Origin of the sequence: Dysgonomonas sp. UBA7710 (assembly GCF_002482385.1) — a bacterium.
GTDB lineage: Bacteria > Bacteroidota > Bacteroidia > Bacteroidales > Dysgonomonadaceae > Dysgonomonas.
This window is the reverse complement of record NZ_DLFW01000044.1, coordinates 107,076-131,509: the sequence shown is the minus strand read 5'-3', so window position 1 is coordinate 131,509 and position 24,434 is coordinate 107,076. Positions and strand designations below refer to the sequence as shown.

Annotated in this window: 17 protein-coding genes and 1 tRNA gene; 9 read left to right on the top strand and 9 right to left on the bottom strand. The window is 38.9% G+C overall.

Going from position 1 to position 24,434, the window contains the following annotated elements; genetic code table 11:
* Positions 1 to 8 precede the first annotated feature (8 nt).
* From B3317_RS14515 to B3317_RS14475, 9 genes are read left to right on the top strand one after another with little or no spacing between them, the layout of a single operon-like run.
* Positions 9 to 311, top strand: coding sequence for a PAAR domain-containing protein (locus tag B3317_RS14515; RefSeq protein WP_291112874.1), 303 nt, complete (start codon positions 9 to 11; stop codon positions 309 to 311).
* Between the two features lie 2 nt (positions 312 to 313).
* Positions 314 to 718 carry a GPW/gp25 family protein gene (locus tag B3317_RS14510; protein ID WP_291112872.1) on the top strand — a complete coding sequence of 135 codons (405 nt, stop codon included), beginning with the start codon at positions 314 to 316 and terminating at the stop codon, positions 716 to 718.
* A 6-nt stretch (positions 719 to 724) separates the two neighbouring features.
* Complete coding sequence (locus B3317_RS14505; RefSeq protein ID WP_291112870.1) at positions 725 to 3,811, top strand: hypothetical protein; 3,087 nt, start codon at positions 725 to 727, stop codon at positions 3,809 to 3,811.
* Positions 3,812 to 3,819: 8 nt separating this feature from the next.
* Positions 3,820 to 4,545, top strand: a complete 726-nt coding sequence (locus tag B3317_RS14500) for a hypothetical protein (RefSeq protein ID WP_291112868.1) — start codon at positions 3,820 to 3,822, stop codon at positions 4,543 to 4,545.
* 3 nt (positions 4,546 to 4,548) lie between these two features.
* Positions 4,549 to 6,384, top strand: coding sequence for a hypothetical protein (locus tag B3317_RS14495; RefSeq protein ID WP_291112866.1), 1,836 nt, complete (start codon positions 4,549 to 4,551; stop codon positions 6,382 to 6,384).
* A gap of 4 nt (positions 6,385 to 6,388) precedes the next feature.
* On the top strand, positions 6,389 to 9,235 hold the full coding sequence (locus tag B3317_RS14490) for a contractile injection system tape measure protein (protein WP_291112864.1): 2,847 nt from the start codon (positions 6,389 to 6,391) through the stop codon (positions 9,233 to 9,235).
* Between the two features lie 41 nt (positions 9,236 to 9,276).
* Complete coding sequence (locus B3317_RS18180; RefSeq protein ID WP_324353590.1) at positions 9,277 to 10,626, top strand: DUF4157 domain-containing protein; 1,350 nt, start codon at positions 9,277 to 9,279, stop codon at positions 10,624 to 10,626.
* 2 nt (positions 10,627 to 10,628) lie between these two features.
* Positions 10,629 to 11,939 (top strand): ATP-binding protein, encoded by a 1,311-nt coding sequence (locus tag B3317_RS14480; RefSeq protein WP_414647508.1) that lies wholly within the window; start codon positions 10,629 to 10,631, stop codon positions 11,937 to 11,939.
* 19 nt (positions 11,940 to 11,958) lie between these two features.
* Positions 11,959 to 13,242 carry a hypothetical protein gene (locus B3317_RS14475; protein WP_291112860.1) on the top strand — a complete coding sequence of 428 codons (1,284 nt, stop codon included), beginning with the start codon at positions 11,959 to 11,961 and terminating at the stop codon, positions 13,240 to 13,242.
* 313 nt (positions 13,243 to 13,555) lie between these two features.
* Here B3317_RS14475 and B3317_RS14470 read toward each other — a convergent pair whose 3' ends face one another.
* The 9 genes from B3317_RS14470 to hisF all read right to left on the bottom strand — a co-directional run bounded on the left by B3317_RS14470 (position 13,556) and on the right by hisF (position 24,420).
* Positions 13,556 to 14,773: an ectonucleotide pyrophosphatase/phosphodiesterase gene (locus B3317_RS14470; RefSeq protein WP_291112858.1), complete on the bottom strand. Its 1,218-nt coding sequence runs from the start codon at positions 14,771 to 14,773 to the stop codon at positions 13,556 to 13,558.
* Positions 14,774 to 14,859: 86 nt separating this feature from the next.
* A complete protein-coding gene (locus tag B3317_RS14465; RefSeq protein WP_291112856.1) occupies positions 14,860 to 18,027 on the bottom strand; it encodes a TonB-dependent receptor in 3,168 nt (1,055 codons plus the stop codon).
* A gap of 119 nt (positions 18,028 to 18,146) precedes the next feature.
* Positions 18,147 to 19,373 carry a nucleoside permease gene (locus tag B3317_RS14460; RefSeq protein WP_291112854.1) on the bottom strand — a complete coding sequence of 409 codons (1,227 nt, stop codon included), beginning with the start codon at positions 19,371 to 19,373 and terminating at the stop codon, positions 18,147 to 18,149.
* A gap of 17 nt (positions 19,374 to 19,390) precedes the next feature.
* Positions 19,391 to 20,179, bottom strand: coding sequence for a S1/P1 nuclease (locus B3317_RS14455; protein ID WP_291112852.1), 789 nt, complete (start codon positions 20,177 to 20,179; stop codon positions 19,391 to 19,393).
* Positions 20,180 to 20,780: 601 nt separating this feature from the next.
* A tRNA-Gly gene (locus B3317_RS14450) sits at positions 20,781 to 20,853 on the bottom strand.
* A 109-nt stretch (positions 20,854 to 20,962) separates the two neighbouring features.
* Complete coding sequence (locus B3317_RS14445) at positions 20,963 to 21,493, bottom strand: GNAT family N-acetyltransferase (RefSeq protein WP_291112850.1); 531 nt, start codon at positions 21,491 to 21,493, stop codon at positions 20,963 to 20,965.
* A 23-nt stretch (positions 21,494 to 21,516) separates the two neighbouring features.
* The gene (locus tag B3317_RS14440) at positions 21,517 to 22,221 is read right to left on the bottom strand and encodes a cell division ATP-binding protein FtsE (protein WP_291112848.1); all 705 of its coding nucleotides are present in this window, start codon (positions 22,219 to 22,221) and stop codon (positions 21,517 to 21,519) included.
* A gap of 99 nt (positions 22,222 to 22,320) precedes the next feature.
* Complete coding sequence (gene hisIE, locus B3317_RS14435; RefSeq protein ID WP_291112954.1) at positions 22,321 to 22,929, bottom strand: bifunctional phosphoribosyl-AMP cyclohydrolase/phosphoribosyl-ATP diphosphatase HisIE; 609 nt, start codon at positions 22,927 to 22,929, stop codon at positions 22,321 to 22,323.
* A 738-nt stretch (positions 22,930 to 23,667) separates the two neighbouring features.
* Positions 23,668 to 24,420: an imidazole glycerol phosphate synthase subunit HisF gene (gene hisF / locus B3317_RS14430; RefSeq protein ID WP_291112846.1), complete on the bottom strand. Its 753-nt coding sequence runs from the start codon at positions 24,418 to 24,420 to the stop codon at positions 23,668 to 23,670.
* Positions 24,421 to 24,434: the final 14 nt, after the last annotated feature.

The window sequence follows — 24,434 nt, the reverse complement described above, 5'->3', positions numbered from 1 at the left end:
AAAAAGATATGCCTCCAGCAGCAAGAATAACGGATATGCACACATGTCCGATGCAAACTCCGGCTTTTCCCGCACCTATTCCTCATGTGGGAGGACCTGTTATCGGACCCGGCGCGCCGACAGTATTGATCGGGAAGCTTCCCGCCGCGGTGATGGGTGATAATTGTGTCTGTGTGGGACCGCCCGATTCTATAATAAAAGGTTCTTCAACGGTAATAATATGCGGAAAACCCGCTGCCCGTATGGGTGATACTACCGCTCATGGCGGTAGCATAGTCTTGGGTTGCCCTACTGTAATGATAGGCGGATAACGATGGATGATAAACCATATCTGGGTATAGGATGGTCTTTCCCTGTTTCCTTCGATAAGAAGGAAGGCGTCTCAATGTCATATGGAGACGGCGATATCAGGGAGAGTTTGAAGGTATTGCTGTCAACCATACCGGGCGAACGTATTTTCAGGCCGGAATATGGATGCAATATCAGGCAATGGACATTTTCAAGGATGAACCTTTCGGAAAAGACCCGCATCGCCAATACCATTGAGATGGCTATACTGGAGGGTGAACCGAGAATAATACTGGAATCTGTGGAAGTGAATATAAAAGACGAACGTGAAGGCATATTGTGGATAAGTATCGATTATCTGGTCAGCCAGACAAACAGCCGGAGCAATATGGTCTATCCTTTCTACATAAGAGAAGGAACTAACTTGTAGTACAATATGGAAAGAAAAGACGGTTTGAGCAGGGAAGACAGGGTGAGCAGAATTACTTCGGTAAAATCTTTTGCTGTTATCGATAACAGTAAAGATTCTTTATTGAACCAAGTCCTGGAAACAGCCCGTTTTATCAAATTCTATGATTCTCAGAACATACATGCCGGTTATTTTGATGAATTATTGAATGAAATAAAGCTATTAGCCAGCTCAGATAGCAGTTTTGCCGATGGTAATATGGAACCTTCACAAGCCCTGCTTTATGCCTTTTTGGAACAGCTACACGGAACCACCGGGCTTTTTAATGACAGATGGAATAATCTTGCCCAATGGTATCTGAATGAATTTTTGGGCGTTGTGCCCTTACCTACCATACCGGATAAAGTCTGGTTGTCCTTTTTAAAGGATAGTCCCATTCCCGTGATTTTGAAAAAGGGAACGGCCTTTAGTTTTAAGAGTAATGATAAGGCATTGTTCACCTATCGGCTGACAGAAGATCTGGAAGTACAGAATATCGAACTTGCCAATGCCTATTCATTGTACTTTGAAAGAAATAAGAACATCTTACCCGCAGCACATCTGAATTTCATAACTTCAGTAAAGATTAAAGACTTGTTGAATGATAAGTCGCCACGGAAAATGATGTTCGGGGATGACAGGAATCCCATATATTCCAAAGCGTTAGGTTTAATAATTTCAGGCCCTCCCTTATTGCTCAGGGAGGGTAAAAGATGTGTGACTGTAACATTCAGCCCTGAAGATGAAAAATGGACAAAACAACTGGAGGATATCGTTAAGAGTCTGAGACTAAATATCGAAGGTTGGACAAAAGAGAAAATAATATTTGAGTTATTCAATAATTTGTTTTACGTGACTGTCAGTACCGCTGCCGGGTGGCTGGAGATAGCAGACTATACGGTGAAGAAAGATGACAGGAACCTGATCTTGAAATTTATCTTGTCAGAAGATTTCCCTGCGACAAAAGAATGTGAGGAGGAAATTCATCATTTTCAATCAATATTTCCTGCGTTGAGGATATATCCCAATTTCGATGCATGGCTTTATCCTTACTCGTGGCTGGAGAATTTTTTATTGGATAAGATTATAATAGAGACTTCGGTAGAGGGCATAAGCAACGTTTTGATTTATAACGAACTGGGGCGTGTAGATAACTCGAAGCCTTTTATGCCGTTTGGGGTGAATACGGAGCGGGGAGCATGGTTTGTATTGGGGAATTATGAGATGAGCCGGAAAGATGTACAGACGGTGAATTTACATATAAACTGGCAACAGCTACCGGACGATGAGAAAGGGTTATATGGCTATTACAGAGCTTATAATGATAAAATCGGCAACTGCTCTTTCAGGTTGAAGGCCGATTATCTTGCCGACTATAAATGGTCTGGAACTCCGGAGACAAAGCCATTTTATCTTTTTTCGAGCGTAAAGAAAGATTTAGTTGGGAATCCTTTACCTGATGTTGAGTTATCGCAGGAAAATATATTGTCAGATATTGACATTCAACGAATGCCTGTATCTCTCTCTGCAGAAGAGGAATATGACTATGATATAAAATCAAGGTCGGGTTTTATCCGTTTTGTAATGGATGAACCATCGTTTGGCTTTGGTGAAAAGCAATACAGGCACTTGTTCACTGAACAGATGATAAAAAATACTTTTCGCAAGAAGAAGCAAGAAGCGGTAAATCCACCTGTAAATCCACTGATCGAGAAAATAACGATGGATTATCATTCCCGGGATGTGATCGATCTCAGAAAGCATAAGGCTACCAATGAGACGGATGTTTTTCAGCTTTATCCTTTAGGGTATATATCTGCGTTGCCGGATGGAGAGAGCCGTTCTGTACCCTTTGTTTATAAACTGGACACCGATGCGAATATATTGTTATCCTTCAGGAATGTAAAGGGAGGAGAGATACTCACAATCTTTTTTGAATTTTTGCCTGACAGCAAAGAATGTACGACGGAGAATATCCCCCGGATTGTGTGGTATTGGGGTAATGGATATAACTGGCACAAAGTCTCTCCGAATACGGTATTGTCAGACCACACACAAAATATGCTTGCTTCCGGGCATATAAAGATACGATTGCCGGATAAGGTAGATGATTCTTTACTCGATGCAGATCACCTGCTATGGTTGAGAGCCGGCATAAAGAGGTATGAAGAAAATATATCAGAGATTAAGGCAATCCATATTAATGTAGTCAAACTGGAGTTAGATGCAGATCTGGCTGACAAGTCGGACATAGATGGTTATGAAAATAAGGAGTATGAGTTGGTTCCCGATATAAAACTGCCGGGGATAAAATCCTTTCAGCAAATATCTTCTTTTTATAGTGGCAGAGATGGAGAGAATGAGACAGATATGCAAATCCGCATATCGGAATATATTACCCATCGTGGAAAGGCCGTTACGGCAAGAGACTACGAGCGGATTGTGTTACAGTCCTTTCCTGATATTGCTAAAGTTAAGTGTCTCCCCGATTTTGACTGTAAACAAAACCGGAAAGGCATGGTCACACTGGTTGTGATCCCAAAAATCGAAAAATATGATAACAGAATATATATGCCGTTGACCCCGTCATATTTTATGCTTAAGATTGAGGAGTATATGTTGCGTCATACTTCTGCATATGTAAAAGGTATTGATGTAATAAATCCTGTCTATGAAGAGCTGATGGTGAGGTGTGATATTTCATTTTACGAAGATTATTCACAAGCTATTTCCCAGACAATGTTGAGTGGGGTTTTAAACGATATGATAGCTCCGTGGCAGACAAAAAAGAAACTGCCGGTATTCGGTTATTCAATCAATATGAAAAAAATGCATGACAATATTGAAGCCCTGGATTTTATAAAAAGTATAAACAGGTTATCAATAATAAGGATAGCAAATAAAGATGAATCTTATAGTTTATACGAATATGGGAGGGGTAATGACATGATTGTTCCCCAATACCCCCATGTGATATTCGTTCCGGCAGAGAGTCATATAATAGGGTCGGGGATATTGCCGGACTTTGGAATAAATGATATGTCGATAAATAAAACATTTATAATCGGAGTATAGGATAATATATGGCCAGAAGAAACAGACAGACGCTCAAAAAGAGTTTCAGTAACGGGCAAAAACCTACTGAAAGGGATTTTGAAAATCTTATAGACTCTACCCTGAACATTCTTGACGATGGATTCTCCAAAAGTCCGGAAACAGGAATCGAACTGTCCCCTTTAGTTGGAGAAAAGAGGGTCGTCATGTCTGTATTCAGAGAATCCGGCGATCCTAAGCCCGAGTGGGAATTGTCTGTCGGAAAATCGGGCGAGTTAAAAATATGCCGTTATGGAGAAGATTCTTCTGCGCCTCTTATCATTCTCAATACAAATGGAGGAGTAGAGATCGGTTGCAAGGAAAAAGATATATGCCTGAATGGGATGGTCAATATTCCAGGGAGGAAGGGTACTTTTGCTCAGGGACATGTCCCTGCCGATGGCAAGTGGCATGACATTACGGAAGAACTGGAAGGTGTATGCGCGTTGGAAGTTGTTGCGGCCAGCGGAAGAAAGCATACAGGCAAACATGCCATACTGGTGGCAATGGCCACTCATTGTTTCGGGGATAAACCGAAGATCAGGAAAATCAGATCTCATTATGGTGTATTTGGTAACAAGTTAAATATCAGATGGGTAAGGAATGAGTTAAAAAGTAAGTTACAGGTGAAATGTATATTTTACTATGGAGACGATATTCAGATTTATTATCAGATAAGTAGCCTCTGGGATAATCCTTTAATGGAAAACATATAAATTATGTTCATAGAAAGACGGGATAAGAATGCTAATTACTATAAGGTGTTGCAAAGCCGGACATTAGATTCGGTCCAGCGCCTGAGCGGTAATGTCTGGACTGATTTCAACGTCCATGATCCCGGTGTAACTATTGCCGACATATTCAATTACGCATTGTACGAATTACATTATAAATTTCAATTTCCTTTCGAGAGCTATTTGAATATAGAAGAGAGGAAAGAAGCGGCATATCACAGAAAAGGATTTTTATCTTCCGGATATATTTTCAGAGATAGTATTGTAACAATTTCAGATTATGAGCGATTGATAACCGGGAATATTTCAGAAGTTGAAGTATGTAAAGTCTCCCTGAATGAAAATATGCTTTATCATATAGAGGTCCAATTGGTTACAGGTGCCGATGACGAGCAAGCCAGAAGAGATGTGGAAATACTTTACCATAATAACAGAAATTTATGTGAGAATCTCGGTGAAATAGCAATTGTAGATCATATCGGAAACTTAGAGTCTGATGAATTGGATAACCATCCCAAAACTTTGATAATAGATCAGGCAGGTACCCATTGTCCGAAAATATCCCAAAGCTATTATTCCATACAGAATCATTTTCCCGAATGTTACGGCATCAGTGAGAGGGGCTTATCAGGAGGGGTAACAGAGGAGTATCAGGCAAAGGTTTACCAACTTAAGGCTTACCTTCTTATATTCGATTATCTGCTGGCCGATGCGGAGAATCAGGCTAAAGATATCAGGATATTACTCGATCTATCGAAGAGGATACCCGGTAAAAAAACTTTGCCGGTCAATATCAGGGATATAGAAAAGATTGTGGATGAGAAACGTAGAGAAACAAGCAATATACATTCTAATCTGTTTTGGCATACTCAGAAATCCCGTTTTTTTGACACTTTGGATTCGGTCTATGGAGAAGATACCCGAAAGATCTTTAATGACTCGGACTTGCCATCTCAAAATGAGAAACGCGCTGATATTATATCCGCCTTTCCCGGGCTGAACAGAAACCGTTTCCGGTCATTCAATATATTTGATGAATCCGGCAGTATTTCCGGTCTCAGGCAGACTATTGCGGCAATGCTGGGATATAAGGCGGAGAAGGAAATTCCTTTGTCCAATTATTTTGCACAATATGGCCTACAGTTACTCGAAGACCGGATATTCTTTACGAAACATAAATACAAGTTGAGTGTGAATATTGTTGAGGAAGCTTCGGATAATGGGCCGGAAAAGGTTCAGAAGCAGGATATACAGTACAAAGAAGAAGACTATAAAGAATTATCTATGCGGATAAGTATCTTATGGCATAATCTTCTTTATGAAGCATTTCTTATATATGGTGCTAATATAGATAACTATAAGCTGATATATCAGCATGAAAAAGGCTATTTATTAGTTTTTAAGGTACCCAAAAAGAATGATTGGTTTATTATCAGCCGCTTTTATGAAAAAGAAGCACTGGAGAAAGCCGCGAATCTTTTTTGTCAGTTTATAAAGCATTTGAATATAAAAAGTCAGACTTTCTATCTGATAGAACATATCCTGTTAAATGATGGTATGGCGGACGCTTCCGATTATAATAAGTTGACTATCGTTATTCCTCGCTGGACAAAGAGCATTTATAAAAAAAAGAAATATGAGGAGCTGTTAAAGACTCGTCTTCCGGCGCATATACAAGCTGAGTTCGTATGGTTTGCAGCCCGTAAGATATATAAGTTTGAGAAATCATATTATCGATGGAGAAAAGCAATGGCCGATAGAAACCAACCGGGGATATTGCAGTTTTCGAGGGCTATAAAGAGTATTCTTAGTAAAAAGTAAAAACATGAACACCATTGGCACAATAGCATTTGATTTCCGAATGGAGAATGAAGCATTCGCCCGTTCTCTATATGCCGGATGGGACACATTTTTTGCTGTTAATTTTGAGAAGATTGCCGATAGGCTGTTAGTAAAATATGATGTAAAAGATACTGTAGTTCATATAAATAAACTCAACATAGATTTGGGGAGTATAGAGGAGGATAAGTTCGAAGAATATTTTCCACGTATTCTGGAAGAAAGGATGGAAGAAGCTTTGATTCAGATGCTGCATAATCCCCGCCAGACGGAAGTGTCATCTCAGGCGGAAAAAGACTATCTTTTCGATATATTATGCAAGTTTCTTCTTCATGGTTCATTGGCATGGAATATAGAAAATAAATACAGAGATATAAATCATTTGTTCCTTACTGTTTTGCGAAATGAGGGTAAGCGATTGAAAGCCTTTTTGCAGACCTATGGACATTATACAAGTCTGCAGGAGCGTTTGGTCTATCAGTTGAATGATCCGGGACTGGAACAAGGCGTAAGGTTATTAGCTCCCGGTGAGAGTGTATTTATATGTTCTTATATAAACCTGCTTAAAGTTAAATACCGTGTATTGGAAAATCCCGTTCTGCATGAATCGGGTCATAGAAATGCTGTATGGCTGGTCGTTTATGCTTATCTGCTGACAAACCGCAGTTCTTATTTCAATAAGAAAAGTTTTATAATATCTACTATCGTGCAGTTAGCCGCCCGCTTCATTCTTTCATATGATTATCTTCTTACGGTTATCGTATCCGGGCTGGATACATCGGAGACAAAACAATCGATGCCATCCGGATTATTCCTGATTCTGGATCAGTTGAGGAAAGAACTTTCGGAAAAGAATATAGAAAAATTGCTGACGGATACAGGCAGGCTATACCGGTTGGTATCATCGGAGTTATACAATAACGGGGAGAATGTTTTAAGTGAAGATACCCTGAATATATTGTTGGTAACATTAACCAATCCGGAGAGTTGCCGGCGGTTTTTACAACAGATGAAAGAAGATCAGATTCTTGGTCTGGTTCCGGTAGTCGTACCCGGTAACAGTAGATTTGTTATATCATATGCGCAATCTTTGGATCGACAACATGAGCATGGAGCATTGCAAGGTAGAGCCGGGAGTGAATTCCGCTTGTTGAAATGGCAGATAATTTTCCCTATATTACTTGAAAACAGAGGAGTGTTATTTAACCGGAAATATTTTGTCAGGGATGTATTAAGCCGTGTCGCAGCTCATTATAATGTTGAAATATCAGATATATTGAAATATATATGTTCATATATCGGTGAGCTAGCTTTCGATAGTACTCTTAATACGATCTTTCAGGATTTATTGACAGAATATCTGACAGGGGAAAATGGGAATGAAATATTCTCTTCCAAAGGATCAGCTATCTGGTCGGTAAGCGATATTATAAAAAGCAGGGAACTGGCCAATGTTATGGATGTGACAGATCTTATATCTCAATTATCGGATATCGGTAACCGCCGGAAAGCAGCAGAAATGCTTTCCGAAGAACAGCATCATTATCTTGTCTCTCTTATTATCCCTGCCGAAAGCCATTTTGTTATACCATATACAGTTATGTTAGACAAGCAGCGGAATAATAATATTTTGGAAGGTAGAGCGGGCAGTGGGTTCAGTAAGATAAAATGGGAATTTATCTACGATGTGTTACTTGCTTCCCGCAATCAGGTTTTCAATAAGAAATATTTTGTAGACAGGACATTAAATAAGATTGCCGCGCATTATAATGTTACTGTGCAAGATCTGCTTAACTATTTTTATCAGGAAAAAATGTTGGAAAATATTTCACTCCCGTATGATCTGGTTAGGGTCTTTAACGAATTGAAGATTGATTATAAGCTGAATATCCCGGACAATCATAAGAAAAGAATAAAAAACAGGAAGGATGCCGAATTTCTTGAAAGCAGGAAGGTCTTGGAACTATACTTTGGTAGTGACATTACATATAAAGAATTGCTGAACGAATTAGCCGGGCAATATGATTTTGTTATATTCATCCGCAGGGCTTTGCACACCATACAGACTTTGCTGCATTATCTGGAATCGGAACTGAATATTTCTGTAGATAGGAAAGGTGTAATCAGATATCTGATAGATATATCTGAAAGAAAAGTATCCTTGAACTTAGAAGAGATTGTCACTCATATTATCAATCTTCTGATTAGAAAATTAGCTAAAAGTGAACAAGTCCGGTTTATACGAAAAATAGGAAGTCTGGCATCTACAGATAATCTACTGACGGAACAATCAGAACTTATTAATTATAAAAACGATATAATGGAAAAGAATAATTTAATTGACGTTAATAATGCCGGTGTAGTCATACTGGCTCCTTACTTACCTCGTCTTTTCTCGATGCTGTCATTAACAGAGAAAGGTGATTTTAGAGACGAAGATGCCCGGTTAAAGGCTGTATTCCTTCTGCACTATGCTGTTTGGGAAAAAGAAGAAGCCGGTGAATTAGAACTTCCGGTGAATAAACTATTTGCAGGCATGGAAACCGGTGATTCTATACCCCAAAAGATGGAACTAAGCTCTCCGGAAAAAGAGGCTGTGGCATCCATGCTGAACGGAGTATTACAAAATTGGGGAAAATTGAAAAATTCATCTCCAATGACTCTGCGTGAAGCCTTTTTAAGAAGAAATGGCAGGCTTGAAGAAAAAGAAGATTCATATTATCTTACCGTGGAGGAAAAAGCATACGATATGCTTATAGACGGCATACCATGGAATTTCAGAATGATAAGAATGCCCTGGATGAAGAAGCCTGTTATCGTAAAATGGAGATAGGTAATGAATTGAGAGAACGATAATATTAAAATCCGATTGATATGAAAACATATTCCAGACAACCCGAAACAAAATCAGATAACGCGCAGCCGAAAGCCTCACTGCAGGCTTCGGCGCATGATGTTTTGCAGGCTTATAAGGACAAGATAGCGCAACGGCAGGAGATAGATGAAGACGAACTTCTGCAAGGAAAGTTTGAGATTGCTCAACGTAAAGAGATAAACGAGGATGAGTTGCTACAAGGAAAGTTTGAGACTGCTCAGCCCTCAACTGAAAACCTGACAGGTATGCCCGATAATCTGAAAAGCGGTATCGAATCCCTTTCGGGTTATAGTATGGACGATGTGCGGGTGCATTACAACTCCTCTAAGCCAGCGCAACTACAAGCACTAGCTTATGCACAGGGTACGGATATACATATTGCACCAGGACAGGAACAGCATTTACCCCATGAGGCATGGCATGTGGTGCAGCAAAAGCAGGGACGGGTTCAGCCCACAACACAGTTGCAGGGAGTGAATGTAAATGATAATGAGGGATTGGAGAAGGAGGCTGATGGAATTCAAAATCTTTATTATTCAAATATTGCAGAAAATAAAACTAATATACTTCAAAGAAAAGTTCGTTTTGGTGAATCCGAAAATCCTAATGATGCTATAATAGAGGAAGCTTCGTTTGATAGGCCAGATGTAAAAGCTCCATCAAATCTCTCTAATTATCATATAACTGCTATGAGTGTATTTCAACTTATTGCAGGGTTTAATGTTCTTGGTTTTAATTATATAGACGCTTTGCATAATTTACAATATTGGATAAATAACCTTGATTCTTTACCTGGGATGAATAAGATAGTATTCGATAGTATTCAAGAATACAACGCATTGGTAGGCAAGTTTATATTAGATAAGAATTACTTAAATTGGGGAAATAATATTGATATTATTGCAGAAAAAGCAATTAAAATAAGAAATCATATTGAATATACATATCATGAAAAAGGTTCTGGCCATGTTACCGAAAATGGTGAAAGAGAATCATTAAAAATATTAATAGATCAAATGCTTAGATTTCATTATAACGCTAATGATCTAGCAAATGCAATTTTTGGTTTAATAGATGCTCGTAATTGTAAAATTCCGGATGGAATATCTGATAGTGATAAATTTGAACATGTTGAATATTATTTAAAGATATGGCATCAACATATTCTTACATTAATTGACGCATATCCTCAATTAAATGAGAGCAAATATCATAAAGTGATAAATTGGGCTTATACTCTTTTTTCGAGAGCTATTTGTGGTATTCCTAATCTAAAAGAAATAATACCAAAGGAATATAGAGTACGACTAGAAGAATATCCATATCCTCTTCAGGTTTCTTATCAATGAAAATGCATAAGTATTCTGTAAATATTTTCTCCTCCCTCCTCCACACCACCCTCTCCCACTTCTTAGGACAGGAGGGCGACTATACCCATATCCAGGATATACCATTCCCCGAAAGCGATTGGTTATCTTCCCTTATGGACGGGCAGGAGATGACATTCGATGAACAGACGATCTTACTACTCGCATTGATGCCGCATATCAGTCCGCAAACGCTCGACCCGCTTTTCTTACAGAATAAGAAATTAGACAGGCCATATACCGAGTTGGGCGGATGGAGAGGTACATCACATCAGGGATTTCTGCCCACAGGCGAAACGGCCGCTTTTATACTGTCAGTGGATAATCCGGATAAGCGGCAGGATATTATCAGATTATTTGAAAGGGATCATTGGTTTCATACCAGAAATATCCTTCATCTCGAAGGACAAGGCAGAGGTGAGCCATTCCTGAGCGGACGTCTGTTAGTGTCAGACGAATTTCTGGCAAAAATCCTGCATGACAATAAATATCGCCCCGATTACAGTTCCGGCTTTCCGGCCAAACGGGTAACCACAGCTTTGGAATGGGACGATTTGGTGCTGCCATACAATCTGCAACAAGATTTGGATGATATATCGCTTTGGCTGCAAAATGAACAGGCCATCCGTTCACGCTGGCAGCTCGATAAAATAATCAAGCAGGGTTACCGATGCCTGTTTTATGGTCCACCCGGTACAGGGAAAACGCTGACAGCCTCATTATTAGGCAAGCAGCATGGCATGGATGTCTACCGTATCGATTTATCGATGGTCGTATCTAAATATATAGGCGAAACGGAAAAGAACCTCGCTAATATATTCGACAGGGCGGAACATCAGAACTGGATACTCTTTTTTGATGAAGCCGACGCGCTTTTCGGTAAACGTACCGACACTAATACGTCGAACGACCGTCATGCCAATCAGGAGGTTGCTTACCTGTTGCAGCGGGTCGAGGATTTTCCGGGAATGGTAATACTTGCCACTAACCTGAAAGAGAATATAGATGAAGCCTTTTTCCGGCGATTCCAGTCCATATTGTATTTTCCTATGCCTGACGAGAACCTGCGGTATCGGCTTTGGAAACAAATGATGCCGGAAGAATGGCTTGTCGATGAAGAATTGTTGCATATAGCTGCCGAATATAAATTGTCGGGAGGGAGTATGGTGAATGTGATACAAAATTGTGCCATACGATTATATAGGATGTCGCCGCCACTTTTGACGGATAAAATTCTGAAATCGGCCATTGCTAAGGAAGAGTCGAAAGACGGTAAGATGATTAATAATAAGTGAAACTTTTAACCGGGATCAAATGTGCAGGAATATTATACTTTTTTCAATAACGTTCTTCTTTGTAGTACAAATACATTTATCGGGGCAGGATTCCTCATATGTAGCTTATGAAGACAATCTTTATAAGTTGGAAGTTATTATCCAGCACGATACAGTTATTGTTCAGGATACCTTATTCATTTCGCACTTAAACGATATTACACGCATTTTCGGCATGTCCTTCGATGAATATTCAAAACGTATACTCGGGTCGGTCGGGCAGAAGGATTCAGCCGGTAGGTTATCTCAAGAAAGAATATATCTCAATTATCTTCTCCCTATGTACTACCCGAGCTATATAAAGCATAGATATATAGCCCGCAATTATTCTGTTGAGGTGATAGATAATTATTTGAAAATGGATATAAATAATTTATCGAAACCTTTATCTTCTTTGCAGGACTCTTTGGAAATGGATGTTATGCTGATGTGCAGGGGAGACGTGAATACCGATAATTTTCTCCGGTCGCCATATTATCGTTCTTCTTGTCTTGAGCAATTATTTTTATCCATAGATAAAACAAGATTGACCAATATAAAAGGAGTAAATCTTTATTTTCCCGATTTCTCATTTAAAGAGAAAAGGGCAATGGCCCAATTTGTAAAATCGGCGAGCCTTATTATCGATAGTTGCAATGTAAAATCTATCCGCGACTTAAAATTATATGTGACATTCGATAGAGACAATGGTAAAGATAATTATGCTTATATACTGGGACTTACTCAAATGGTAGATAGTGTGTTGCTTGTAAACACCAAGTCTGTTTACTGGCCGGGAGATTCGGTATTAGCAGTAAGTAAGGTCGATGCAGAAAAAGCATCTTGGTGGTCCAAAGTTGAAAACCAGTTTTATTTAGCACGGTTTACCCTCAAACCATTCCCCCAAATAGACAAAAGTGAGGAGTTATCGCCGGAGAATCTCCGTACACTTATAAATGCCGATTATCCGTATAATAATTGGGAAAATTATTTTTTTGCACTCATCGGTATCCTCTTACTTGTTATTACTGTATTCATCTTTTATCGATTCAATCCATATTTCTCTTATTTTCTGAATAATAACATAACATATTTCTTTTCATTAGTAATTATGTTGATTTTAGAGATCTATCTGTTATTTGTATGCATGGTTGAGGCCATGTCAAATGAAAATGTATTTACCTTTGGCGGTGAAGACAAGAATACATTCCTTTTGCTGCCTTTGTTATTCATTTTCATAGTCCCGATGCTGAATATTTTAAGTAAGAGACGGGAGAAGCCATAAATCCAAATATAGACAAGCATATTACATTTACACAAGAAAGCATATTTATCTTCATTTTTCTCTTTGATGTCTTTCAGAGCTTGAGCGAAAGCCTTCGCCATTTTGGCATTATCTAAATGGCAAACAGGCTTTGTCAGGCATCTTATTTTACTGGTGGTGGATATATAATCTAAGGATTCATTCCACTCACCCTTAGAAGGGTAAAAGTATTATTTACTCTTTTGCTCTTATATAATGGAATCTCTATCCTTTTTTCCCAGAAGCCAAGAAAGCCTGTATAAATTTGCATATTGAATTTTCTATTTTAAGAGAATTATTTCCTGAAAAACTGAGTCACCTGATTTATATCCCCGTCTGTCTCAGCAGGTTTTATATCTAATAGAGCTGCTATTAACGAATAGATAGCCGTATTATCGAATGTAGTACCTTTATAAGCCTTCTTAAAGTCAGGCCCATAGGCAAAGAAGATAACATGCATATCACTGCAGGTCGTGTCATAACCATGCGCACCTTTTGTTGGTAAAGGTTTGAACCCGAATTGCCATCCGCAATCGGCAATCACAATTAGATCACCAACATTCTCGTTGGTTCCGTAATTAAGCTGGGATGGTATTTCTTCCTTTCTGAAAATACGGATATGCTCTACTTCTGATAACGCAATATGGATAGAATCCCGGTAGCTTTCATTGCAGAATATAGATGATGGATTGGACCCTACGATATAATCATACCACCCGGGTTTAAGATAATCGTTAATATTTACAAAGCGATCTGGCGAGATATCAGTCATTCCGTGATCTGAAGTTACAATCAGATTCACCTGATTCGAAAAAGGCAGTTTCTCAATCCCCTTCATCAATACACCGATAAGGCTATCCATTGTCTGCACTGTCTTGTGTGTCTCATCTCCGCGGGGTCCTGAACGGTGTCCGGCTCCATCTGGCTCCTCCATATATAAGGTAATCAGGTGGGGGCGCTCTGCTTCCGGCTTATTAAACCAAGCCAATGCTGTATCAATCCTCCCGGCAAAACTTAAGCGGGGTTCATCTGCCCATACTTTGTAGTATGTAGAATACATGCCTTTTATATCTATATCAGAACTAATCCAGTACAGGCTACCTGTCGTAACACCCTGTTTCTCAGCCGTAATCCAGATAGGTTCTCCTTTGTAGTAATCCGGGTTATTGCGGGTAAGGGAATCTCCCATACTATATTGTCTTTCGTTTTTTCTGTCCCAGAAGGAGTTATTGATTATTCCGTGATGATCGGGAACCAGACCGGTTACTAATGTATAATGATTAGGAAATGTAGAAGAAGGATAGGACGGCCGCATGATGGCACTGACTCCTCTATGAGACATTTCTTCCAGATTCGGAGTATTATGTAGTTGAGGATAATCCCATCTGAACCCGTCTAGCGAAACTATGATCGTATAATTTCCATCATCTTTTTTCCCGTTATCTGCGGATATAAGTTCGGGCATAAACGATAATACCAGAAGTATAAAAACCTTGTGATAATAATATTTCATATAGATATTCTTTTATAATAAAAATTCAGGCATTGCAATTTAGCAAACAATGCCCGAATAAATTGATGTGTGAAGAGAAAGTAAGTTTAGAAGATATATTTTAGTCCAACCTGACCTCTCCAACGAGAATAGTAATCACTATATGAACGCATGTTGAAATCAGCATCGTGTAAGAACTGAAACTGACCATTACTGAAATTAACAGGGCTGTAATAAGTTGACGACCCTCCGGCAGACGCATAGCGTCCCCATTTTTTATTCAGCATGTTCCCTATATTTAATATATCGAATGAAAGTTCAAGAGAATGAACTTTGTTGCATACATTGAAATTGAGTTTCTGTGCAATATGGAAGTCGAAATGATGTTCGAAATCCTCATTGTCGGCATAACGTTCGTAATATGAGCCCTGATGTTTACTCAGATAAGGGTCATTTGCAATCCAGGCTTTCATATTGGCCTTTTGCTGATCGGCAGAATAAGCAGTTGTAGCCAGGAATGGCATTTGGTCTATCTGAGCATTGGTAGGGATGAAAATCAGGTCGTTGCCATTCGAACTATCCCCGTTTAAGTCTCCATTATAATATATTGAGTAAGGAGCCCCCGATGAACCTGTATAAATTAAGCCTACAGTAGTTGTCCATGAGTTACAGCCGGTATTACCGTATTCTTTATGGTAAAATATCGAGGCATTGATACGATGAGGGATATTAAAGGCTGAGAATCCCAACTCAGGATCATTGGAATTACCTCGTGTATAGTTATAAGCCCAATTCGATTGTGCCACGGAAGAAGTACCACTATTCAAGGACTTGGAACGGGTGAACGTATAAGAAGCCATCAGATCCAACCCGAAGTCAAACTTCTTTTCACCTTTCAGAGATAAATTGTAAGAATAGCCCTTACTTGTATTCGACAGAGCATAAATATATGCATAGTCGGTTCCCGTAGTTACTCTCCCAAACATTGGACGCTGATCGAATTCCAGACCTGAAACGGTTTCACCCAGAGTTTTTCCATTCACATCGTAAGCCAGATTCTGGTAAAGAATATCATTCAGCGTTTTAGAATAGATGGCTTCAGCAGTCCAGTCGATACCACCCAATTCAAAATCCAGGCCTAAGTTTAGACGAAGATTCTGAGCAAATTTGAAATCATCACTGAATACATTGATAGTTTGGCTACCTGCGGCAGTCAATTTATCTGTATTTTCCCGTTGCCTGTTTGGATCGAGAATCAAAGACAAATTACCTGCGGAAGTAGTATTGTATGTAGATAACTGGATACCTGTATTAGAGAAGTTATTACTTAACCATACAAAAGGAATACGTCCCGTAAAAATACCAACCCCTCCTCTGAGAACATATTTGTTATCTTCACCTGCATTCCAGCGGAAACCCAAACGCGGAGAAAACATCGGGGAACTGCTTAATTTCTGGTTCGTTTTGAATCCCCAGCCTTTAGAATCCGCATATTCATTAAATCCGGCATTCTCGGCAGGAGTATCAAAAAATAAAGGGATATCCATACGAAGACCTAAAGTCAGGTCAAGTTTATCCGTCACATTCCATTTATCTTGCGCGTATAAGCCTAATTGTCCGGCTCCGAATGCAGCTTTCCATAGAGGATCGCCCGTTACATCTACATTTGCCTGAGAAAATCGATACTGACGGATTTTACCTGCATAGAAATCGTCTACACTACTAAAATAATAGGTGCCGTAAGCATCCTGGATGAAGAGGTTGGCAAAATTATAAAACTCATTATGCGTACCAAATGTCAGGGTATGATTACCTTTATATAATGTCAGGTTATCTGTAAAAGACCATATGTCCTGATCGAGTGAGTTGGCCATAGAAGACCGTTCATTACCTATATTTAACGTACCGTCTCCTACATTTGAAATCTGAATCATCGGAAACGGAGATCCCGGGTCGCGCTGGTCGCGTGCACGGACATATGATGTACGAAACTCATTACTTATATTATCTGAAAAACGACTTTGTAATTCTGCAACGAATGTATTGGTTTTAGACACAAAATCATAACTGTAATCGGAAGTATTCAGGTTTGATGCGGAACTCACACTATTCAATTGTTTTGCGGAAACGAGACTCCAGCGAAAAGCAGCTTTGTGCTTGTCATTAATGTTCCAGTCTAATCTGGCACCTGCTTTATCCGACTTTGTGTACACATCAGAGCTACTAAACTCTCCATTATAGGTTACACCTTGTGCTTCGGCCATCTCCTTTATTGTATTCATTATTCTTTGTGCATCAGTTGCACTGACTTTTGAAGCAGGATCGCCTAAGCCATATGCATTAGGATATTCTTTGTTTGCTTTCTCATAATTGGCAAAAAAGAATAGTTTGTTTTTAATAATAGGCCCTCCAAGGGTAATTCCGGCCTGGTACTCCGATTGCTTGTCATATTTCTCGCTGGTCTGGCCGTTCATCAGCGTATATTTTTTACCTATTAAATTTTGATTGTTACCAAAGCCATAGACTGATCCGTGGAAAGTATTAGTTCCCGATTTTGTAATGGCATTGATGGCTCCACCTGTAAATCCCGATTGGCGGACATCAAAAGGTGCGATGTTGATCTGGATTTGTTCGATTGTTTCCATAGATACAGGCTGAGTTCCTGCCTGCCCGCCATTAGAGCCGTTACTTGTAAGGCCAAAAACATCATTATTCATCGCCCCGTCTATCTGAAAACTATTGTAACGGTTATTGATCCCGGCAAAGGACATTGCTCCCGTATTACTTATATTCACCTGTGGATTCATGCGGATAACATCGGCAATACCATGTGTGATAGAAGGCATACGGCTGATTTCATCAGCATTCATACTTGCAGCTGCCCCTGTTTTATTTGCTGCGACACCTGATTTTCCGATTACCACCACTTCATTTAATGATTGGGTTGATTCCTTCAGGATCGTTGAAATATTAGCTGTTTCTCCTAATTTTAGAGTGATTTCGGAAAATACGGTCGTCTCATATCCTACATATGATATTTTAACCGTATAAGGCCCTCCGGCACGCATACCCTGAATAGTATAACGTCCGTCTGTATTTGTAGCACCACCGTAGAAAGTTCCTGATGGTTCATGAACAGCCTGAACCGTAGCTCCAATAATGACTTCATTGTTTAAATCTGTTATTCTGCCACTCATCGATGATGTGGTGACCTGAGCAGATGCAAAGTAATTTATACCTGAAATGATTAACAATAATAAAATAATTCTTTTCATATAGTTTGCCTATTTTAGTTCGGCACAAAGCAATAGGAAAAGAGTTTCTTTATGCCTAACTAAAAGTTACGTTTTTGTAAAGTTGTAATTTAAACAGATGTTAAAGTTGTGCAATAATCCTATATTGATTTCTTAGGATTAAATAATATCAAAAACAAGATTCCTAAAACAAGGGCATATCCGGCAAAGACAAACCAGATGCTTTCCCAACTACGATATCCGTTCACATCAGTGAAATAATCTACTACCCATCCGCTTAGTTTAGTCCCTATTATAGTGCCGACACCATTAGTCATGAAAATAAAAATTCCTTGTGCACTTATCCGGATCGAAGGTTTTACCTGCTGTTCGATAAAAAGAGAACCTGAAATCTGAAAAAAATCAAAGGCCAGCCCATATACAATCATAGAGAGAATGAGAAAGATAAAACCATTTCCGGGATCTCCTATACCAAAAAGGCCGAAGCGAAGCATCCATCCTGCAATACTCATCAACATTACTGTTTTAATACCATATTTCCTCAGAAAGAAAGGTATAGCAAGTATAAATAAGGCTTCTGAAATCTGAGATACGGAAGTCAATATACCGGGATGCCTGACAGTAAATGAATCTGAATAAGTGCCCACCAAAGAAAAGTCCGTTAGAAACGGCTGCCCGAACGTGTTCGTTATTTGCAGGGCGGAACCGATCAACATAGAAAAGATAAAAAATATTGCCATCTGTCTTTCCTTGAATAAATGCAGGGCATCTATACCTAATATATTTTTTATCGAAATATTTTCCGACGAGTGTTCTCTCCGATATTTTGGTAATGAGAGCGCATAAATACCATATAATAAAGATGCCGCGCTTGCCAGATATATTTGTTGTCTCGAAGTTGTCCACCGGCATATGTCAACCATCCACATTGCGCCGATAAAGCCGATAGTTCCCCATACCCTGATTGGCGGAAAAGATTTGACAATATCCAGCCCATTGAATTTCAGTGCATTATATGAAAGGCTGCTAGCTAGTCCTAATGTACTCATGTACATGGAATTATATAAAAGCATAAGCCAGAAAAAATGTTCGAAAACTGTTGTCCCGGATAAAAGGAATAGAACAATACTGCCTCCAATATGCAGTACACACAACAAGCGTTCTGCATTGATCCATTTATCTGCAATTACCCCTATAAGAGCCGGCATTATAACAGCTGCAATACCCATTGTTGCAAATATGCTGGCTGTCTGGCTACCTGTAAACCCCAAAGAATTACCCAGATATACTCCTAATGTGGTGAGCCACGATCCCCAAATAAAGAATTGTAAGAAATTCATTATTATGAGCCTGATCTTAATACTCATATGTACTATATTTAAGATTAAAAACAACTATTAAGAATGAGAGCAAGCCTGATTCCGGCACGTTGTAACTGTAGCTCTACTATGTGTTTATATTTGTATGAATAGCCATATGATAATTCATCGCCACTCTGAACAGAAGAATATATTTCGTTAGTTAACCGGTATGTTTCAAAAAGCCAGTCGGAAAGATTACCTTCCTGTATCAGTTTTTGTTGCGATTTAGAAATGTTGCCCAATATAGATGCGTATTCAGTATAGCTGTATTGCTCAAAATCAATCAGATTTGAATCCCATATTGCATGAATATTGGTGTTTTCCCGGAACCATTTCACGGTAATCCTGTTGCCTCCCAAATCTTCTTCCCGTCCTATATGCATGGGCTGGTGCAAGTCGCCGACAAGATGTATAATAAAATTGAGTGCTATACGCCTGTCTTCGGTAGAGGCTTTTTTATTTTTCAGGATTGCTTCCAGTTTTGGAATTTCACTATATACATTTTCCTGTTTAACGGCTTCTATAGCTTCTTGGAATTCCAATCTGTCTAAATCAGACGGAATATTTATATAATGCCATACATATGTATGTTTCCATATACCGGTGGTATCCGATCGTATCTGATCTGCCCAGTCGGATGAATATGCCATCGGATAACCATTTAATAACTTCTTAATTTCTTTATAAGATTTTCTACTCAGGTTTTGTTCTGTAATCTGTGCGATTATCCTGTGGCCGTTTTTCCCCCATGCATATATTGAGGTCCAGGAAAAAGCAGTAAGTAAGATAAGTAATAGTATCGTTTTTTTCATAAAATCAGTCGATATTTATTTCGTACTCAATGGATTTGTCTAACTTGTCCAGATAGTTCTTTCCGGAGCCATCCGGCATATGCATAAAAAGAAAACCGGATATACAACTATGGATATAGCTTCTCCGATCTTCTTTTTTTAGTATAAGGGCCGATATAAAGTAATATTATTAATGATCTATTTTTTAATATTAGTTATACAAAGAGAAACAATATTTGTTACAAAAACTTTACAGGGCTACGATGTAAAAATTAAGATTCTGCTAAGAATTACAAAAAGCTAGTCTGTGACAAATCCACAAATTACCTGATAACTGTACACCATTTACTTTTAGGGAATATAGCGAATTGTTTGATATTATCTAAATCCATTAGGAACTTGCGGAACGGGAGTATATGAAGCCACCATTTATCAGTTAGGAGCGAATATGATCATCTGGATTATGAAGATATGCTTCGATATCATCAAATATTCTGTGATGCGATTGATTTTATAATGATTTTTTTAGTCTTTTAATTGGAATAAATAACAAAAATAGCTTCCAATCTATTGATTCGGAAGCTATTATCTTCATTTTTTCTCTGATATCTTTCAGAGTCTGAGCGAAAGACGGGATTCGAACCCGCGACCCCGACCTTGGCAAGGTCGTGCTCTACCAACTGAGCTACTTTCGCAATTGAGAGTGCAAATATATAGGCTATTTTTAATTTTTCAAAATTTTTACTTATTATTTTCAACCGAAAAGAAGGTTTTTTGCGCAATAAACCTGGTATCTGCTCTTATTCAGCAATTATACACCACGCTGTACAACTTGCTTCTGATATCGATCAAATTCTTCTCTACATCCAAACTTCCGTATGTCATCAACTTCATTGGAATGGCAATACCATCTTTATGATAAGCCGGCTGCTGATATTGTACATTTTCCCACAATCTGAATCCGATACGCTGATAAAATCCAATCCGGCGCTCCGACAGTATAGTGGTGGGTAATTCCACCTCAAGTATAATGGGTTTGGTGATATCTTTTATAAATAAATCCATCACTTTACGCCCATATCCCCCATTGCGGAACTCAGGAGAAATAGCAAAATGCTCGGCAAATATAAACTCATCCAGATCCCAGTAAGTAAGGAATCCGACTATATTATCGTCTTTGAGGGTTACGGCAATAACAAAAGGCGAATCCCCTTTATATAAATCCAGCATTGTTTCCACCGGGCGGCGTTCGCTCAACGGAAAAGATTCTATGTAAAGGTTTTCAATAAATGAAACTTCATTACTCTTTGTTAAATCTAATTTTCTTATTTCCATAATTCCCTCTATTATATTTTTACTTAGTGATTCTGTGATTGAACCTGATTTCCCATCTTCACATCTTTCAGATGCCCGTCCTCACATTTGATGATTCTGCCCGGATATTTCTGAACGACGGCATAATTATGTGTCGACATTACAACGGCCGTATTACCTTCCGATATCGTATGCAAGAGCTGTACAATCTGATTTCCCGTTTCGGGATCAAGATTCCCCGTCGGCTCGTCGGCAAGTATAATTTCAGGTGAATTAAGGAGAGCACGCGCTATAACGATACGTTGCTGTTCTCCTCCCGATAATTCATGAGGCATCTTATAACCTTTATTCTGCATACCTACCTGCATAAGAACTTCCCCGATCCGTATATCTATCAGATCTTTATTCTTCCATCCGGTAGCGCGAAGAACAAATTCAAGGTTCTTAGCAGCCGTACGGTCGATAAGCAATTGGAAGTCCTGAAATACAATTCCTACTTTTCGCCTTAAAAAAGGAATCTGTTTCTTCTTTATACTTTCCAGTTCATAATCGAAGATACGTCCATGACCTTTTTCGATAGGTATTTCATAGTAAAGACTTTTCAGGAATGTACTTTTTCCCGAACCGACCTTCCCAATGAGGTATATAAATTCACCTTCATTTATCGAAATGTTGATATCACTAAGGATATTATTACCATCCCTGTCCAAATCAACCCCTTCATATTTTATAATTACATCTTTATCCATAACTAGGTCAGTACAAAGTGAAGAACGGAAAGTGAAAATTAAAAATGGAGATTGATAAACATTTTTCACTTTTCACTTTTAGTTTTTAGTTTTTAGTTTTTAGTTTTTCTTATGCCGTTTTTGAAGTTCCCTTACAAGGTCTTCGATACTTAGGCCTTTCGATGTTAACAATACAATCAGGTGATAAAGCATATCTGCTGATTCATATATCAGACGGTCGTCGGTACCATTACATGCTTCTATCACCGATTCCAGAGCCTCTTCTCCCACTTTCTGAGCCATGCGGTTTATTCCAGACTCGAAAAGTGATGTCGTATAAGAGCCTTCGGGCATCTCTTTGTAACGTTTCTCAATAAAATGCTGAAGATATTTCAAAAACAGGATATCTTCCTTATTCTCTTCTTCGAAGCAAGTATCTGCTCCTGTATGGCAAACCGGGCCAACCGGATTCACTTTAATCAGGAGTGTATCCTTATCGCAATCTTCTTTTATACTGATTACATTCAGGAAGTTCCCGCTTTCTTCGCCTTTTGTCCAAAGCCGCTGCTTTGTACGGCTAAAGAATGTCACCTTTCCCGTTTCCTGTGTTTTCTGCAAAGCCTCAGCATTCATATAACCAAGCATCAACACTTTATTTGTCTCATTATCTTGTATAATGGCAGGTATTAGCCCGCCTACTTTGTCAAAATCGAGATTCATATTTTTAATTTTAGTCGTGTTTAATTTTCACATTTATTGACAATATATAGTTAAAAAGTAACGAAAGTAACGGAAATCAATTAATAATGAAGAATGAAGAATGAAGAATTCTCTTATTAGTTGTAAGGTGTAAAATCAACTCATCATTCATAATTTATCATCCTTTACCATTTTTGCATTTATTAACTATACATTGTTAAAAAGTAACAAAGGTAACGCTTTTTAGCTATTAGCTGATAGCTTTTAGCCATTAGCCTTTGAGAACTATTATACCCTGTCATGCTTCGCTCCGCTCAGCATCCCGTTTACTTGTAACTCGTACTGTCCGCAGGACGGAGTAACTTGTAACTTTCAAAAAGTAACAAAGGTAACACTTTTTCTACTTATTACTTTTTACCCTCATTATAAGTCCCCCTTGAGGCAGGGCTGTTAAGTTCTGAATTCTTATATCCTCTTTGTCATGTTGAACGAAGTGAAACATCTCTTTAATCGAAAGAGATCCTTCGTTCCACTCAGAAACAACGTTCGGCAGAGCGAAGCGGAGCCAATGACAGCCGAAAATAACAGAACAAAGTGGAGAACTTAACAGCCCTGCCCCTTGGAGGATTGAAGGGCCCGTTCTCTTTTCACTTCGGAGGCCAGGAGGCCTTTTCAACTTTTCAAAGAACTATAAGCTAACGGCTAACGGCTAATAGCTAATAGCTTATTATTATATAGATAAAGTTCTCAAATACTGATTCACGTGAACTATCTTACATTTATATTTTCTTTTTTTAAATAATCCTTTAAATCTTTTATCGCTATCTCGCCAAAATGGAAAACGCTGGCTGCCAAAGCTGCATCTGCTTTACCATTAACAAATACATCGCGAAAATGTTCCATATTCCCGGCCCCGCCGGAGGCAATAACAGGGATATTCAATGTTTCGGACAACCGGCGTAATGCCTCATTCGCATACCCGGTCTTCACTCCGTCATGATTCATACTGGTAAAAAGGATTTCACCTGCGCCGAGATTTTCAGCTTCCTTAGCCCAGGAGAAAAGTTCTTTATCAGTCTTGTTACGTCCGCCGCTGGTGTAACATGACCATATCCCGTCTTCAAAGTTAGCATCTATTGCGCAAACACAAACCTGTGAACCGAAGTTTTTGGCTATTTCCTCAATTATCTCCGGATTTCTTATGGCTGTGGAATTTACAGAAACCTTATCCGCTCCGGCATTCAACAAGCGGTCTACATCCGATAATTCATTGATACCTCCACCGATGGTAAAAGGTATATTTATATTTGCGGCAATACGTTTTACCAATTCGGTAAATGTCTTACGCTCCTCGTGCGATGCCGTAATATCAAGAAATACCAGTTCATCGGCTCCCTGTTCGCTGTAACGCACACCAAGTTCCACCGGATCTCCGGCTTCCCGGAGGTTCACAAAATTGGTTCCTTTCACGGTCATCCCGTCTTTTACATCAAGACAAGGTATTATTCTTTTCGCTAACACGTATTTTAATTAAA